Consider the following 14584-nt stretch of genomic DNA (forward strand, 5'->3'; position numbering starts at 1 on the left):
GTTAGGCTCGAGTCCCTCAGTTAATTCTCGCGATTAGACTCTGTAAGTTCGGAGATCACTAAGTATATTTAAAGGGTGAGAAAAAACGTTTAGTTTTTTCTCACCTTCTTTTTTAATAACAAAAAGTAACACCTAGCTCCCCCAGCTAAACGTTACTTTTCGAGGTTTATTATTATGAATGTATTTCTAAGCTTATAACTTAGTCACGATCATCGTAACCTTTTGGATGAGTAGAGTGCCACTTCCAAGCGGTTGCAATAATGTCATGAACATCATCGTACTTTGGATCCCAGCCGAGGACATTCCGTGCCTTATCACTAGCGGCAACTAATGAATCAGGGTCTCCTGGACGACGTGGAGCAATCTTTGCTGGAATTGGTTCTCCAGTAACTTCACGAGCAGCTTCAAGCATCTGCTTGTTGGAGAAACCAGTTGATGAACCAAGGTTGAAGGCGTTACTTTCGTTACCGGCTTCAAGGTACTTAATTGCCAAGATATGAGCATCAGCTAAGTCCATAACATGAACATAGTCACGAACATTGGTTCCGTCTGGTGTATTGTAGTCGTCACCAAAAATACTCAATTCTTTCCGCTTTCCTTGAGCAACTTGGAGAATGATAGGAACTAAGTGTGTTTCAGGACCGTGGTCTTCACCAATGGTTCCATCTGGAGCGGCACCAGCAACGTTGAAGTAACGAAGGGCAACGAACTTAATGCCATAAGCCTTGTCAGCCCAGTGCATCATCTTTTCCATCATTAACTTACTCAAGCCGTATGGGTTGATTGGGTTTTGTGGATCAGTTTCCTTAATTGGCATGTGTTCTGGAACACCATAAGTAGCAGCTGTTGAACTGAAGACAATGTACTTGATGTTGTGGTCACGCATTGCTTCAAGCAAAGTGATCATTCCACCAGTATTGTTGTCAAAGTACTTCAAAGGCTTACTCATTGATTCAGGAACAATTGAAAAGGCTGCAAAGTGAACAACCGCTTCAATATCTTCGTTATCAAAGATTTTGTCCAAGAACTTCCGGTCACGAATGTCACCTTCGTAGAATTTTGCCTTTGGATTAATTGCGTCACGGTGACCTGTAGAAAGGTTATCAGCAACGACAACTTCTTGACCGTGTTCAACTAAGTCCTTAACCATGTGTGAACCGATATAACCGGCACCACCAGCAACTAAAATTGCCATGTTGTTTCCTCCTTATACGACAACATCTGCTAATACCAGATTGTCTATTATTTCCTTGTTCAACTATGATTGTAGCACTTTTATAATTGGCCGTTTAGTAAAATTAAGTAAAATTTTAGTAAATAATGTAACCGATTACAGAGTGAATAACTTTTCGAGGCTTGTTTCATGTTCAAGGTAGCGGAAAAGTAGTCCTTCACGTAACCCACTGTTACTAAATTGAATTAGTTTGATTTGGTGTTGACGCACTATGCTCATCAACGGTAAAAGGCCACCAATAATAACATCCGCACGTCCTTTATTCACTCCCCGGATCTTTGCCCGCTCACTCTTCGTGCATTTTAAAAGCTGGTACATAATTTCAAAGGCCTCATCAGCATTCATCGTTAGACCATGAACCGGGGCAACTCGATCGGAGCTAGCTGCTTGTCGCCAACGATAAATCTTTGCTAATGCTCGGTTACAACCACCAAGGGCAATCACTTTACCGTGGCGGACCCGATTGAGCCAATTCTTCTTACTAAGGGCGCGATCAACCCTTACAACTGCATTGAAGAGATCTGGCGCACTTACTAGATCACCCAAATTATATTGTTGTGAAAGGAGAACCGAACCTAGGGGAATGCTAACAACTTCTTCAGCCTGACCGTCCTTAACCAGGATAATTTCCATACTGGCACCACCGGTATCTAGGATCACCCCATCATCTATTGCTAAGGTCCGACTTACACCAATATAGTCAAGGTAGGCCTCCTGTTCACCAGAAATCACGTGAATTACAAAACCAGTTTGTTCCTGAACCTGTTTTAGGAATTCGGTTTGGTTCTGTGCCTGACGAGTAGCAGCCGTTGCAACAGCCAAGATCTTAAGGTTCTTATACTGATCGCAAATCTGCCGAAATTCGTTCAAAGCTTTAAGGGTTCGTTTAATCGGCTCTGGCTGCAAAACCTTTTCCGGACCCATATCAGACGAAAGACGGACATACCGTTTCTCATATTGCTTTGTCTGGTATGAACCATCAGGATTAATTTGATCAATCTTTAATCGGACCGAATTTGATCCAAGATCAATGATTGCCAAGTATTTAGAGTCCTTACTCATGACGTTCATCCTTCCGTGAATCCAGGTGCAGGCTAGGGACATGACGACTTAGTGTTTCAAAGACGTTTGAAAAGTGCCGCTTTGATTTTTCATGGTGCTTAGTTTGCTTACTTTCAACATTTGCCCGTTGAACAAAGAACTCTTGAGCATTAAATGGCTCTTCGTCATGATTGTCGATCCGTTCATAGTGATCGCCAACAAGGATCCGGGACTTAACATTGTCCTTCCACATATCATCAAGGATTGAAATTGCTTTGGCCTTCGCGTCGGCTTGCTCAACTGGGAAAAGCTCTTCTACACGCCGATTAAGGTTCCGGGTCATCATATCAGCACTTGCCAAGTAAATCTCTTCGTTACCATTGCCCTCAAAATAGTAAATTCGAGAGTGTTCAAGGAACCGGCCAACAATCGAATGAACTTCGATATTACCGTGAAGTTCTGGAAGATCGTTCCGCAAACAAGTAATTCCCCGAACAATTAACTGCACCTTAACACCCTTAGCAGCTGCATCGTAAAGGTGAGCAATGATTTGCTTATCAGAAAGTGAGTTCATCTTCATCCGAATTAGGGCTGGATTGCCACTCTCAGCAATTTTAATTTGTTGATCGATCTTCTGGTTAATAAAGTTCCGAATACCGTTTGGTGAAACCCGGAGTTTGTTGAAGTATGACGGCCGGGCGAATCCAGATAACATGTTAAAGAGATTCGTCATGTCCATCCCAATTTCCTGATCACAGGTCAGCAAGCCCATATCGGTGTAGAAATGAGCGGTAACATCATTGTAGTTACCTGTTCCTAAGTGCATGTAACGACGAAGGCCATCCTCATCACGACGGATTACCAGTGCAATCTTACAGTGTGTCTTTAGACCAACAAGACCATAAATTACGTGACAGCCCATTTGTTCAAGTCGTTGTGCCCAACGAACGTTATTTTGCTCATCAAACCGTGCCTTAACTTCAACCAGTACTGTTACCTGCTTGCCCCGTTGAGCGGCCATCCCCAAATACTTAATAATCGGTGAATTACCAGATACCCGGTAAAGGGTCATCTTGATGGCAAGGACTTCCGGATCAAGTGCAGCCTGGTGAATAAAATTAACTACTGATTGGAAATTATCGTACGGGTGCTGCATCAGGTAATCATGCTGACGAATTGCTTCAAAAATATTGTGTTCCATATTGAGGGCAGGGTTTTGGTATGCGGGAAATGGTGGGAACCGCAAATCATCGTGATCATCAACCATCCCGGAAAGCTTCTTTAAGAACGTCAAGTCAACTGGACCATTGACCCGGTAAATTGAACGTTCATTAACATGAAGGTTATCGATCAACTGGTTCTCCAGCCACTCATCAATTGAATTCTCAACCTCAAGCCGCATTACCTGACCATGTTCCCGTTCACGTAGTTGATGCTTAACAGCCCGGAGTAAGTCGGAAGTATCTTCTTCGGCCACATCCAGGTCCATATCCCGCATTACCCGGTAAGTTGCGGAGGCCAAGATTTGGTAGCCAGGAAATAATTGACCTAGGAAACGTTTGATTACTTCATCGATCAAGATAAAGTTGTTTTCTCCCGGTAACCGCACCAATCGTTTGTAGATTGAAGGAACACGGACCGTGGCAAATTTAATATCAGACTCTCGGCTATCATCATGTGGTTCTAATTGATGACTCTCAACTTCCTGATCCCCTTCAAGAATTTTCTTTTCCTGAACAGCCTGTTTCTGTCGCGGATCCCGACGCAATTGAATGGCAATATTAAGCGAATTGTTGGCAATAAACGGGAATGGTCGTGACGTATCATCTGCCATTGGCGTTAATACCGGTAATAATTCATCACTAAAGTACCGGCGAATAAATTCCTTTTGTCGATCATCGAGATCAGCTAAATGGAGGATATTAATCTGTTGTTGGCTTAGATCTGGAATGATTTTCTTGTTGTAAACTTCATACCGTTCTTTAACCATCCCGTGTTCTTTTTTATTTACCGCATTCAACTGTTCCTCAGGTGTCATCCCCGATGCATCAGTCGTTGTCACATTTGCAGCAGCTAGTTTATGAAGTGATGCTACCCGAACCATAAAGAATTCATCAACGTTACTTTGGGTAATCCCCAGGAAATTAGCTCGCTCCAATAATGGGTTATTAATGTCGGTTGCTTCTTGGAGGACCCGGCCGTTAAAATCGATCCAGCTAAGCTCCCGATTAACATAGTTCTGTGGTTTATAAAAATCCTTATACATTCTACCGACCCTCTTTTTCTTTTAATACTGGCTTAATTCCAAAGACATCGTTAAATAATTGTGACTTTTGACTAAATGACCAGCTTTCCAGTACTAGATCATCTGAACTAGTTGCCTTGATAATCAGTCGATCTCCCTTCAGTTTTAATTGAATCCTACTAATTTTTTGCTGGCGGGAATCATCAAGCGAGTCAACTAATCGTAAAATCGCAGCTAGCTTTGCAACCGGCATCTGAATGTCCTCATCCAGGTGACGATAGTGTGACTGACTAACATTAGGACTCTCGGCACTGTGATAACGGGCAACCTCCGCAATAATTAAATTATCTTCATCCGATAAACCAATTAGCGGGTTTGCCTCCAGAATATATGCTGAATGACGATAGTGTCCCTGCTGATTAATAAAGTTTCCAATGTCATCGACTTTTGCTGCCACTTCGAGTAATAGACGATAATGGTTACTCAAGCGGTGAATTGGTCGTAATTCGTCGAAAAATTGTAAGGCGTACTTCTTAACAAATTCAGCGTGCTGAGAGTCAATTCCGTAACGTTGTGCGATATTGTCTGCCGAAGTTTGAATCATTTTATTTACGGTGATTCTTGAAACATCATTTCCGGTGGCAATTCCATTTGCTAACCCATCCATAATTGAAAGATCGGTGACGTAGAGGTTAGTTGGATTAATCAAGTCGACCATTCTAGCGATCACCAAATAGTTTGGCAAAATGTATTCGTCCTCAGCAATTGCCGAATCGATATCGTTATTATACATGTACCGATCTTGAGGAATTAACAGGTGATCGAACGTTTCCCGGAATTTTTGCCGATCAATTTCACCAAGTTTTTGGTGCTTTTCAATGTACCGTTTAGCTAACGATGGTGCATTCTGAATAATCATCGTTGTTTTCTTTTGCCGAGTCAGTTCGGGAGCCAAATAGCCTAACTTACTCCCAATATAATCCTGAATAATCTCTGTCGGGTTAGTGGTGGTCTGCCGCAATTGGTTAACTAGCCGGTGAATTTGTGCTCCACCCAGATCAATTTCCCATGAGGTTTCAAAATTACCATGGTGGAAAAATGCCAATGTCGAATTATCTAGGCCAATGCTCAAAATATAGAGACAATGCTTACTAAGTTTCTTAAACTCTGGTAACTGGTCAACAATGTAGCTCATCGACTGTGCCATCAGTTGGTTATTGTTTAACCATTCAATCTTTAACCCGGTCCGAACATTTAGTTGATCACCGACGTAGCTTGCGGTGACGCTATCCATGTCTTCATAAGCACCATAGAACTTAATATTATCAATGTGATAATCGCTAATTAGTTCCTTAAATCCTTCAATATTATCAGTAATCGCCGCCATGTTTTCACTATAATTAGCAGTTTTACCATTTTCACCAATATCAAACTGTCCTGAGCGAACATCATTGACAATCTTCAAGCTTGGGAGCTCAATAATCCGCAAAAAAATCTGGTCCGGTTGTAAATAAATTACTGCCGTCAACGAACTTTTCATTTTTCAATCACCCCTCAATGTTCTTTCAACTTTAAGTCTACCATTTATAAAGAAAAAGCGAGTGCGAAAAAGGTCTAGAATGATCGAAAAAACCATTCTAGACCCTTTAATTGATTAATCTTTACTGTTACTTCCAGCTAAATTCCGCTAAAGTACAAAGCTCCCCATTATTTGTTATTCGGTGACAACTATTAAGTGGTGTTGCCATAACATATTCACTATCAATATCATGATCAGCCCGAACTTCGTGGCGATACTGGATTGAAAATGATGTCAACTGGTGGCTTGTTAAGAACCGTTCACCAAGTGGATCTAGGAGCCAGTCAAAATAATGAGCATTATTAACGTGATGGTTAACATCAAGATCGAAGTAGCGAACATGATACTGCTTCCCCATCACTTCAGCATCAGCAGGGATGCGTTTCGGTCGTTTCCCACGCGGTACCTTTGTGACCTGGGGTGCTTGATAAGCTGTAATTAACTTATCCGGAATTGCCTCCATTTTTCGGGTTGTCAGATTCATAAAGGCAAGCAATGATGTCACACGAGCATATTCTTTCTGACCATCCTTATCACGGAGCCAGAATTCACGGGTTGCAAAGAAACGATTATAACCAGTTGCCCGTGTTCCCAGAATCACCGTGTCACCAACATTAAGAGCGTGTAAATCGAGATTTCCGTTAAAACTAACGATCACCCAGGTACCACCAGTTCCCTGAATCACCTCATTGGTTAGCCCTAAAGCATCACTCTGTTCATCTGCAACAACCGCTAACATACTCATTACCATACTTAACGTTGGGTGCCCCAACTCATTGCATTCGTAATATGTAATTTGATGAGGAATTTCGTATACCTGTGCCGATTGTTGTAGATTCATTCTTAATGCTCCTAAATATTGTGATACTGCTTATAAAGTTCTTGACGGTTCAGCTTATTCTTCTTGGCAACCAATTTAATTGCTGCATTTGTCGACAAGCCGTCACTAATTGCGCGATCAATTTGCTGAATTGGGGTTCCAGATTCTTCTGCCGTTTCTTGTTCATCAGGATGAGGATTACCAGCGACAAGAACAACATATTCCCCTCGAGGTTGGTGATCACCGTAATACTGGTTCATTTCCGCTAGGCTTCCCCGGCCAAATTCTTCGTACCGCTTTGTTAGCTCACGTGCTAAAACTACCTGACGATCATCACCAAAGACTTCTGCCATCACCTTAAGCGTCTTTTTTAACCGGTGTGGTGCTTCATAAAAGATCATCGTTTCCGGATGATTCCGAAGTTGTTCTAACTCTTGAACCTGCTGCTGATGCTTCCGTTCGAGGAAACCATAGAAGTAAAAAGGTTGTGGGACGAGTCCTGAAGCAATCAACGCGGTTAGTCCAGCATTAGCTCCTGGTAATGGAACCACCGGGATTCCCGCTTTAACGGCGGCGGCAACTAGTTCTTTGCCGGGATCAGAAATTGATGGCATCCCCGCATCACTACATTGAGCGATTGTTAAGCCGTCCTCTAACTTCTTAATTAATTCTGGAATCCGCTGCTCGGTATTATGTTCATGAAAGCTAATTTCAGGGGTATGAATATCAAAATGGTTAAGAAGTTGCTGCGTATGACGGGTATCCTCAGCGGCAATCAAATCGGCCTCTGTTAGGACCTTGACTGCCCGAAATGTCATATCATCTAGATTACCAATTGGTGTTGGTACAAGATAAAGCATCCCCGTCTCCTGATTTTGAAAACTACTTACCTGTTGCATATTCTCCCCCCTACTTAATCGTTGGTTGCTCGTGACCAAAAATTGTATCTAAACAGAAGGTACACGACTCATTCTGCTCAAGCCGTTTGCCGAAGTATTCACTACAAACATGAAATCCTTGTTGATACAACTTTTTTAGATTCTCACGCGATCCAGAAAGATGGTCATCATCATGCTTTTGTTGGTGCATCTTCTTTAACATCGTCCGTAAATGATCATTTTCAATTGAAAGTTCAGCATTAGTTTCCATCAGTTCAGTTACCTGAGCCTGGAGTTGTTCCATATTGGCAACTAAATCATGCGTCTGCTTAGTCACCTGAGCGAAACGATCATAAATACTATTTGGATTACTATGTTCACTCATTGTAATTCCCCCTATGCTGAAAGCGTCTGAACGATTTTGATTGTTAATTGTTCCGCCACGTTCTGAAATGAAATATTTTGGTCCAAAAGATGCCGACCAGTCAATGTCTCCTGACTAATACTTAACAGCGCACTCACCGAGTAATTATGCGCAGTTGCCCTTAATAAATCCTGATCCTGTAAGAAATGCAAATCATGTTCATCCGTTATTCCGTTAGCAATTAATAAGGTGTCACGCCAAATTAATGCCATTAGATCTAAAATGAGCTGTTGCTTTTGCCGATCAGAAGCTAACCGCATAATTTCAGCTTGGATATCAACAAAGCCAAGCATGTTCCCCTTACTCGTATGACGGTACCATAACGAAATTGCCGTAATTGCCTGCTTTAACCAGTCGTCTTTCCGCCATTCTAAAATTTCACTTACCGAATCAGTAAGACCAATGGCAACAGTCCGTTCAGTTCGCGGAACCTCGTTTTCTTCTAATACCTTTTCAAGCTCTTGCCGTGGTAATGGTTGAAGTTCAATTACTTGGGTTCGGGACCGAATTGTTGGTAAAACAGCACTCTTATTCGTTGTCAGCATCAGGATATAGATGCCTGGGCCTGGTTCCTCAATAAACTTCAGCAAACTATTAGCCGCGTTATTAGTCATCTTCTCGGCATCGTGAATGATAAAAAGCTTCCGGTTACCCTCGACAGCACTCTTCGTAAATTCATCCTTCAAATGGCGGATTTCATCAACTTTTATCTGTCGTCCTTCCGGCTTGGCAACAACAACGTCAGGATGGTTACCGCTTAATATCCGCTGGCATTCGGGACAAGTAAGATCGGGTTTACCATCGTGTAAGTGAAGGCAGAAAAGACGAAGCGCTAGCCATTTGGCAAGTTCACTCTTCCCCGCTCCCGTTGGACCAACAAAAAGGTATGCGTGGGCAAGCTCATGATTTTTCATCACGGTTTGCAACTGCTTAATAATTAGGGGTTGTAAACTCTCTGCTTGCAATTGGTCAGCCACTTATCCTCACCCGCTTAATTAAAACTTATGGAACTGATCTACCGGCATTACGAATACAGTCGCACCACCAACACGGACGTTAACAGGGAAGGCAGAACCGCCCTCTACGTCCATGTGCATTTGTGAAGTAACGTATTGTTCACGAGACTTCGCATTCTTTTTAATAATGTCAAGAACATCTTGTACCCGTTCATCTTCAACCCCAATCAAGAAGGTTGCGTTCCCTTCACGCAGGAAACCACCAGTTGTTGAAAGCTGGGTCATTTGAATATGGTTACTAGCAAATGCTTTCCGAAGACGGTTACTGTCCTTTGATTGGACGATTGCAATAATCATTTTCATAATAAATCACCTTTCCCTATGTCACGATCCTAAAATAAGTCGGGAAACTTTGTGTGGATCGTTTGCTTAACGTCATTAATTACCTTATCTAATGGTTGACCGGCATCAATCAGTTTAATTCTTTCTGGAGACTCTTGTTGAAGACGAAGGTATGACTTGCGAACCGTTCTATGGAAGCTTAATTGCTCCTTATCTAACCGGTTAACTTGATCAGAACGGTGTTCAGCAATTCTCCGTAAACCAAGTTCAGATTCAACATCAAGGTAAATCGTCAGATCAGGCAACAGGCCATCAATTGCGAATTGGTTGATTTGCCAAATCTCTTGCTCACCTAAATGACGTCCGGCGCCCTGATAAGCAATTGAACTGTCGACATACCGATCACATAAAATTACTTGATTTCTCTTCAATCCCGGGATAATTTCCGACACAATATGTTGTCGCCGAGCAGCCGCAAATAATAATGCTTCTGTTCGACCATCCATATCGGTGTTTTGGTTATCGAATAAGACTCTCCGGATCTGCTCTGAAATGTGGTTACCACCTGGTTCGCGGGTATACATTACCCTTGCTTTGCCAAGTTGCTGTTCAAGATCGGCTTGAATCTGAGCCATTACGCTGGTTTTCCCAGCACCGTCTGGCCCTTCAAATGAAATAAATTTTCCTGTCATTCTCCTCTTCCTAACGATCGATAACTCCCCGGTTTAGTTCACCATGAACCTTAAACTTTCGTGCTAAACGATAAAGATAAAGGTACTTTTGTTCTTGCAAGCGAGTCCGATAATGAAGCTCGGTACTTGCATTAGCTTCATAAACCGCTCGTTCCGTTTCCTTGGCGTGATCCCAACTAGCCTTGGTTTCATAGATCAAATCTAATAGCCGCTGTTCACGCTCTTGCTTAACTTCTTCTTGGTTACGATGATGAAAAAGCATGGTTAATTACATCTCCGTTCGTCCTTGAACAGCTTTAAACAGAGTGACTTCATCTGCATAGTCAATATCAGCACCAACTGAAAGGCCATGAGCCAATCTTGTCACCTTAATTCCAGCAGGCTTAATTAACCTAGCAAGATAACTAGCAGTTAACTCACCATCAGACGACGCATTGGTTGCAATAATAACTTCTTTAACTTCATCATCTTTTTTCAAGCGGTCTAGCAAACTGGTAATGTTGATGTCTTCTGGACCAGTCCCCGCAACGGGTGAAATTACACCATTTAGAACATGATACAGACCATGATACTCATGCATCCGCTCCATTGCCATCACATCTTGTGATTGTTCAACCACAAGAATTTGCGAACGATCACGGGTCTTATCCTGACAAATCGGGCATGGATCATCCTCAGTAATATTGCCACAAATACTGCATTTATGAAGATCACGCTTGGCTGATAGTAGAGATTTAGCAAAGTTCGTTACGTCATCATCCTGCATTGTCAGTGTATAAAAAGCTAGCCGGGTAGCTGTCTTTTGACCGATACCCGGTAGTTTGGTATAACTTTCAATTAACTTTGCCAGTGGTTCTGGGTACTGCACTCTTACATCCCCAAGCCACGAGTGTACTTACCCAACGTACTTTGGGTAGCATCGTTAACTTTCTTCATCCCATCATTAACGGCTGCTAAGACCAAGTCAGAAAGCATATCAATATCATCTGGATCGACAGCTTCAGGCTTAATTTCAAGGTTAACTAACTTGTTATCACCAGTAAAGGTTGCAGTAACCATTCCATCTGGTGCTTGACCAACGAATTGTTGCTTAGCAAGTTCCTCATGCTCAGCCATCATTTTCTTTTGCATTTCTTTAGCTTGCTTAACCATTTGTTGCATGTTCATTCCGTTCATCATAATCTATCATTCCTTTTTAATTATTTTCTACCTTAACAATATCACTACCGAATAGTTCTTGGGCAGTAGCAACCACATCTTTTTGTGGCTTTTCTTTGGCTTCTTCTTGAGCGGGTGCCTGCTCTGTTGGTGCGGTCTCCTCCACTGGAGTTACGGCATTTGCCGGTGCAGACCGTTGCTCACTATTTTCGGGTTGAGCTTTTTGTTGTGTTTGACCGTTCTTACCAAGGCCATGACTCTGAATATACTCTCGCCGAATCTGTGGCCACTGATCTTTCGGGACAAACACAACTTTTCGTTCATCACCGCTCAATCGCTGAAGGCCATCTTCCATCGCCTTAATTAACGCTTCATCATCAGTTGCCTGTTGAAAAAGGAAGGCATAATCAAAAGCCACAATAATCCCATCAGGACTAGCTGCTACTGGTTGAGAAACATGTAATAACGACCGTTGAGGAACACTCAACATGTTTAGCATGTCACTCCATAAATCCTTCATCTTAGCAAGATCCTGACGGGTAGCCGCGCCAAGCACAGGATAAACCTTGTGCAAGTTGACCCGGTTATTCCGTGATTTCACTCGTGGTTGCTCTTTTACCGGTTTAGCAGCAACACTCTTTGCAGGCTTATTAACTACGCTACCGTTTTGCTGGAGTTCTTTAACCGTCTGCTGAAGAGCCTTGATCTGTGCTTGAAGTTGTTCAACATCCCCCTGAACCTTTGCACCATTAACCTGTGACTGCTCTGGTCCAGTCTCAACCCTTCTTTCAGTATCCGGTTGAGAGAGCTTAACAGTCAGAACTTCCAAATAAACATCTGGATGAGTTGTGAACCGCATTTCCATTTGGATGTTATTCAAATCATCAATCATCCGGTAAAGAGCTGTTGAGGATGCTGCCTTACTTAACTCTACGAAGTCCTCATCCTTCAGTCCAGTACTTTCAACCTTAATTAATTCTGGTGATTCCTGGTACAGCAACACATCACGGATAAATGAAATCAAATCTTCAATAAAGCGTTGACCATCTTTTCCTTCGTTAAGGATCTTCTTCATTGTCTCCAATGCTGAAGCACTCTTGTTTTGACATACTTCTAAGAAATATTGCTTCAAAAGTTGTTTGGTAACGCTACCCGTAACTAGTAATGCATCATCAAGTTCAACCTGATTATCACTAAAGGAAAGGACCTGATCGAGGATACTCAAAGCATCCCGCATTCCCCCTTCAGCAGCATTGGCAATCACCCAAAGAGCCTTCTCGTCATACTTTACTTTTTTCTGATCCAGGATGTACTTCATTCGTCCAAATGAATCAGTAGCAGTAATCCGACGAAAATCAAACCGCTGAACCCGTGAAATAATCGTCAACGGGATCTTATGGGGTTCCGTCGTTGCCAAAATAAAAATCACATTAGCAGGTGGCTCTTCCAATGTCTTAAGCAAGGCGTTAAAGGCTCCAGTTGAAAGCATATGCACTTCATCAATAATGTAAACCTTATAGTCCGCTTGCGTTGGTGCATACTTGGCCTTATCCCGAATATCACGAATTTCTTCCACACCATTATTTGATGCGGCATCAATTTCAATGACATCATTCAACTGGCCATTAGTAATTGCCTTACAAGTATCACATTGATTGCATGGCTCGCCATCTTGAGAATGATGACAGTTAACCGCCTTAGCAAAAATCTTAGCCGCAGAAGTCTTCCCAGTACCCCGTGGCCCAGCGAAGAGGTAGGCATGACTAATCTGGTGAGTAATAATGGCGTTCTTCAATGTCCGTGTAACAACCTGTTGACCAACCATGTCATCAAATCGTTGTGGACGCCAAACACGATACAGTGCCTGATAACTCATTAATCAGCTTCCTTTCCGTAATTTTTGATGCTATTTAATATTATACTAGCTTTTAACTAAAGAAAAATAATTTGGATTAATTTATTTGGAAAATAATAAAGAGGCCAAGAAAAACTTCCTGACCTCATGTTTAATCTCTAAAAAAACTTAGAGCACAAGATACATCAAACTTAGTGCTGCTTCCTTCCGGACCTGACACGGTTCGTAAGCATACCCTTGCTCTAAGGCCTTACGGCATGTAGTATCATACAACACTTTTCTATGAATTACCAGTCTTTTTCTTTTTTCGTGCTAGTTTTCGCTTTTTTCTTACTGCACGAAAAAAGTCCTTCAGCATTTGACTACATTGTTCACCAAGAACTCCAGAAGTTACATAAACCTGATGATTTAACCGGTCATCATCAAGCAAGTGGTACAAGCTATCTACGGTTCCTGCTTTGGGGTCTGTTGCCCCATAAAAGACATTCCGAATTCGGGCGTTAACGATTGCCCCACTACACATCATACAGGGTTCGAGGGTTACATATAGGTCACAATCCTCAAGCCGCCAGCTATGCAAAGTCGAACATGCTTCCATAATCGCTAACATCTCAGCATGGTATGTAACATCTTGAAATTTTTCCCGCATATTATGTCCCCGACCGATAATCTTTCCTTGATGAGTTATTACTGCTCCAATTGGCACCTCATCTAGGAGTTCGGCCTTTTTAGCTTCAGCAATCGCTGCCTTCATAAATTTTTCTTGTTCTTCTTGAGGAATTATTACTTGTTCCCTCATCCAAAATTCTCCTTTTTACTTATGTTAAATTTCTCTTTTCAGTGTATAATATTTAAGTTGTTGAACAATTTATCATTTATCGAGAAATAAATCAAAAAGTTTCACATACTTAACCGCTGATTACTTATGCTATATATTGTGTTTCACTATTTAAGATTACACAATATATAGCATTTTTTCATTGATTTTTTACAAAATATCGCTATACTAGAAAACATCAATAAGACGAGTGAGGAGATCAAAATGGTTACCGTATTTTCAAAAAATAATTGCATCCAATGCAAAATGACCAAGAAGTTCTTAAAGGCCCACAATATCAATTTTGTTGAACACAATATTGATGAACAGCCCGAATTCATTAATAGTTTGAAGTCAGAGGGCTTTTTGGCAACACCTGTTGTTAAATTACCAAACGGAAATGCCTTTTCTGGTTTCCGTCCTGACGAATTAAACAAATTAACTCAAGCTATTTAATGAACTAATCGCAAGAAACTTTTTCGTCGATCATTCATGTTGAGTTGAGTGATTCTAGGGTGGTTAGTGATAGAAGTTATTTTTATC

General features: G+C 41.8%; 16 protein-coding genes and 1 other RNA gene. 1 reads left to right on the forward strand and 16 read right to left on the reverse strand.

Going from position 1 to position 14584, the window contains the following annotated elements; all coding sequences use genetic code 11:
* Positions 1 to 199: 199 nt before the first annotated feature.
* The 16 genes from galE to tadA form a co-directional block, all read right to left on the reverse strand.
* Positions 200 to 1195: a UDP-glucose 4-epimerase GalE gene (gene galE, locus LKJ51_RS01115; RefSeq protein WP_269028375.1), complete on the reverse strand. Its 996-nt coding sequence runs from the start codon at positions 1193 to 1195 to the stop codon at positions 200 to 202.
* Between the two features lie 135 nt (positions 1196 to 1330).
* Positions 1331 to 2296, reverse strand: coding sequence for a Ppx/GppA family phosphatase (locus tag LKJ51_RS01120; protein WP_291978656.1), 966 nt, complete (start codon positions 2294 to 2296; stop codon positions 1331 to 1333).
* Positions 2289 to 4541 (reverse strand): RNA degradosome polyphosphate kinase, encoded by a 2253-nt coding sequence (locus LKJ51_RS01125; RefSeq protein WP_291978655.1) that lies wholly within the window; start codon positions 4539 to 4541, stop codon positions 2289 to 2291. The genes LKJ51_RS01120 and LKJ51_RS01125 overlap by 8 nt, the downstream gene beginning before the upstream one ends.
* Before the next feature lies 1 nt (position 4542).
* Positions 4543 to 6060, reverse strand: a complete 1518-nt coding sequence (locus LKJ51_RS01130; RefSeq protein WP_291978654.1) for an exopolyphosphatase — start codon at positions 6058 to 6060, stop codon at positions 4543 to 4545.
* A 127-nt stretch (positions 6061 to 6187) separates the two neighbouring features.
* Positions 6188 to 6940 carry an acyl-[acyl-carrier-protein] thioesterase gene (locus LKJ51_RS01135; protein ID WP_291978653.1) on the reverse strand — a complete coding sequence of 251 codons (753 nt, stop codon included), beginning with the start codon at positions 6938 to 6940 and terminating at the stop codon, positions 6188 to 6190.
* 11 nt (positions 6941 to 6951) lie between these two features.
* Positions 6952 to 7818, reverse strand: a complete 867-nt coding sequence (gene rsmI, locus LKJ51_RS01140; protein WP_291978652.1) for a 16S rRNA (cytidine(1402)-2'-O)-methyltransferase — start codon at positions 7816 to 7818, stop codon at positions 6952 to 6954.
* A 10-nt stretch (positions 7819 to 7828) separates the two neighbouring features.
* On the reverse strand, positions 7829 to 8182 hold the full coding sequence (locus LKJ51_RS01145; RefSeq protein ID WP_291978651.1) for a DNA replication initiation control protein YabA: 354 nt from the start codon (positions 8180 to 8182) through the stop codon (positions 7829 to 7831).
* An 11-nt stretch (positions 8183 to 8193) separates the two neighbouring features.
* Positions 8194 to 9198, reverse strand: coding sequence for a DNA polymerase III subunit delta' (gene holB, locus LKJ51_RS01150; protein WP_291978650.1), 1005 nt, complete (start codon positions 9196 to 9198; stop codon positions 8194 to 8196).
* An 18-nt stretch (positions 9199 to 9216) separates the two neighbouring features.
* The gene (locus tag LKJ51_RS01155; RefSeq protein WP_291978649.1) at positions 9217 to 9540 is read right to left on the reverse strand and encodes a cyclic-di-AMP receptor; all 324 of its coding nucleotides are present in this window, start codon (positions 9538 to 9540) and stop codon (positions 9217 to 9219) included.
* Between the two features lie 29 nt (positions 9541 to 9569).
* Complete coding sequence (tmk, locus tag LKJ51_RS01160) at positions 9570 to 10211, reverse strand: dTMP kinase (RefSeq protein WP_291978648.1); 642 nt, start codon at positions 10209 to 10211, stop codon at positions 9570 to 9572.
* Between the two features lie 10 nt (positions 10212 to 10221).
* Positions 10222 to 10473 carry a YaaL family protein gene (locus tag LKJ51_RS01165; RefSeq protein WP_291978647.1) on the reverse strand — a complete coding sequence of 84 codons (252 nt, stop codon included), beginning with the start codon at positions 10471 to 10473 and terminating at the stop codon, positions 10222 to 10224.
* Between the two features lie 6 nt (positions 10474 to 10479).
* Entirely contained in the window at positions 10480 to 11079 is a 600-nt protein-coding gene (recR, locus tag LKJ51_RS01170) for a recombination mediator RecR (RefSeq protein WP_291978646.1), read from the reverse strand.
* A 2-nt stretch (positions 11080 to 11081) separates the two neighbouring features.
* Entirely contained in the window at positions 11082 to 11390 is a 309-nt protein-coding gene (locus LKJ51_RS01175; protein WP_003717548.1) for a YbaB/EbfC family nucleoid-associated protein, read from the reverse strand.
* Between the two features lie 16 nt (positions 11391 to 11406).
* On the reverse strand, positions 11407 to 13245 hold the full coding sequence (gene dnaX / locus LKJ51_RS01180) for a DNA polymerase III subunit gamma/tau (RefSeq protein ID WP_291978645.1): 1839 nt from the start codon (positions 13243 to 13245) through the stop codon (positions 11407 to 11409).
* A gap of 136 nt (positions 13246 to 13381) precedes the next feature.
* An RNA gene (ffs, locus tag LKJ51_RS01185) (signal recognition particle sRNA small type) lies at positions 13382 to 13479 on the reverse strand.
* Positions 13480 to 13504: 25 nt separating this feature from the next.
* Complete coding sequence (gene tadA / locus LKJ51_RS01190; protein WP_291978644.1) at positions 13505 to 14023, reverse strand: tRNA adenosine(34) deaminase TadA; 519 nt, start codon at positions 14021 to 14023, stop codon at positions 13505 to 13507.
* 243 nt (positions 14024 to 14266) lie between these two features.
* Here tadA and nrdH point away from each other — a divergent pair, with 243 nt between their 5' ends.
* Positions 14267 to 14497 (forward strand): glutaredoxin-like protein NrdH, encoded by a 231-nt coding sequence (gene nrdH / locus LKJ51_RS01195; RefSeq protein ID WP_291980042.1) that lies wholly within the window; start codon positions 14267 to 14269, stop codon positions 14495 to 14497.
* Positions 14498 to 14584 lie beyond the last annotated feature (87 nt).

The sequence above is a fragment of the Limosilactobacillus sp. genome (assembly GCF_022651205.1).
Taxonomy (GTDB): Bacteria; Bacillota; Bacilli; order Lactobacillales; family Lactobacillaceae; genus Limosilactobacillus.

What these genes read in the sequence shown, in the direction of transcription:
- galE (WP_269028375.1), bottom strand. Translation starts at nt 1,195, where the DNA reads ATGGCAATTTTAGTTGCTGGTGGTGCCGGTTATATCGGTTCACACATG.
- LKJ51_RS01120 (WP_291978656.1), bottom strand. Translation starts at nt 2,296, where the DNA reads ATGAGTAAGGACTCTAAATACTTGGCAATCATTGATCTTGGATCAAAT.
- LKJ51_RS01125 (WP_291978655.1), bottom strand. Translation starts at nt 4,541, where the DNA reads ATGTATAAGGATTTTTATAAACCACAGAACTATGTTAATCGGGAGCTT.
- LKJ51_RS01130 (WP_291978654.1), bottom strand. Translation starts at nt 6,060, where the DNA reads ATGAAAAGTTCGTTGACGGCAGTAATTTATTTACAACCGGACCAGATT.
- LKJ51_RS01135 (WP_291978653.1), bottom strand. Translation starts at nt 6,940, where the DNA reads ATGAATCTACAACAATCGGCACAGGTATACGAAATTCCTCATCAAATT.
- rsmI (WP_291978652.1), bottom strand. Translation starts at nt 7,818, where the DNA reads ATGCAACAGGTAAGTAGTTTTCAAAATCAGGAGACGGGGATGCTTTAT.
- LKJ51_RS01145 (WP_291978651.1), bottom strand. Translation starts at nt 8,182, where the DNA reads ATGAGTGAACATAGTAATCCAAATAGTATTTATGATCGTTTCGCTCAG.
- LKJ51_RS01155 (WP_291978649.1), bottom strand. Translation starts at nt 9,540, where the DNA reads ATGAAAATGATTATTGCAATCGTCCAATCAAAGGACAGTAACCGTCTT.
- tmk (WP_291978648.1), bottom strand. Translation starts at nt 10,211, where the DNA reads ATGACAGGAAAATTTATTTCATTTGAAGGGCCAGACGGTGCTGGGAAA.
- LKJ51_RS01165 (WP_291978647.1), bottom strand. Translation starts at nt 10,473, where the DNA reads ATGCTTTTTCATCATCGTAACCAAGAAGAAGTTAAGCAAGAGCGTGAA.
- LKJ51_RS01175 (WP_003717548.1), bottom strand. Translation starts at nt 11,390, where the DNA reads ATGATGAACGGAATGAACATGCAACAAATGGTTAAGCAAGCTAAAGAA.
- dnaX (WP_291978645.1), bottom strand. Translation starts at nt 13,245, where the DNA reads ATGAGTTATCAGGCACTGTATCGTGTTTGGCGTCCACAACGATTTGAT.
- tadA (WP_291978644.1), bottom strand. Translation starts at nt 14,023, where the DNA reads ATGAGGGAACAAGTAATAATTCCTCAAGAAGAACAAGAAAAATTTATG.
- nrdH (WP_291980042.1), top strand. Translation starts at nt 14,267, where the DNA reads ATGGTTACCGTATTTTCAAAAAATAATTGCATCCAATGCAAAATGACC.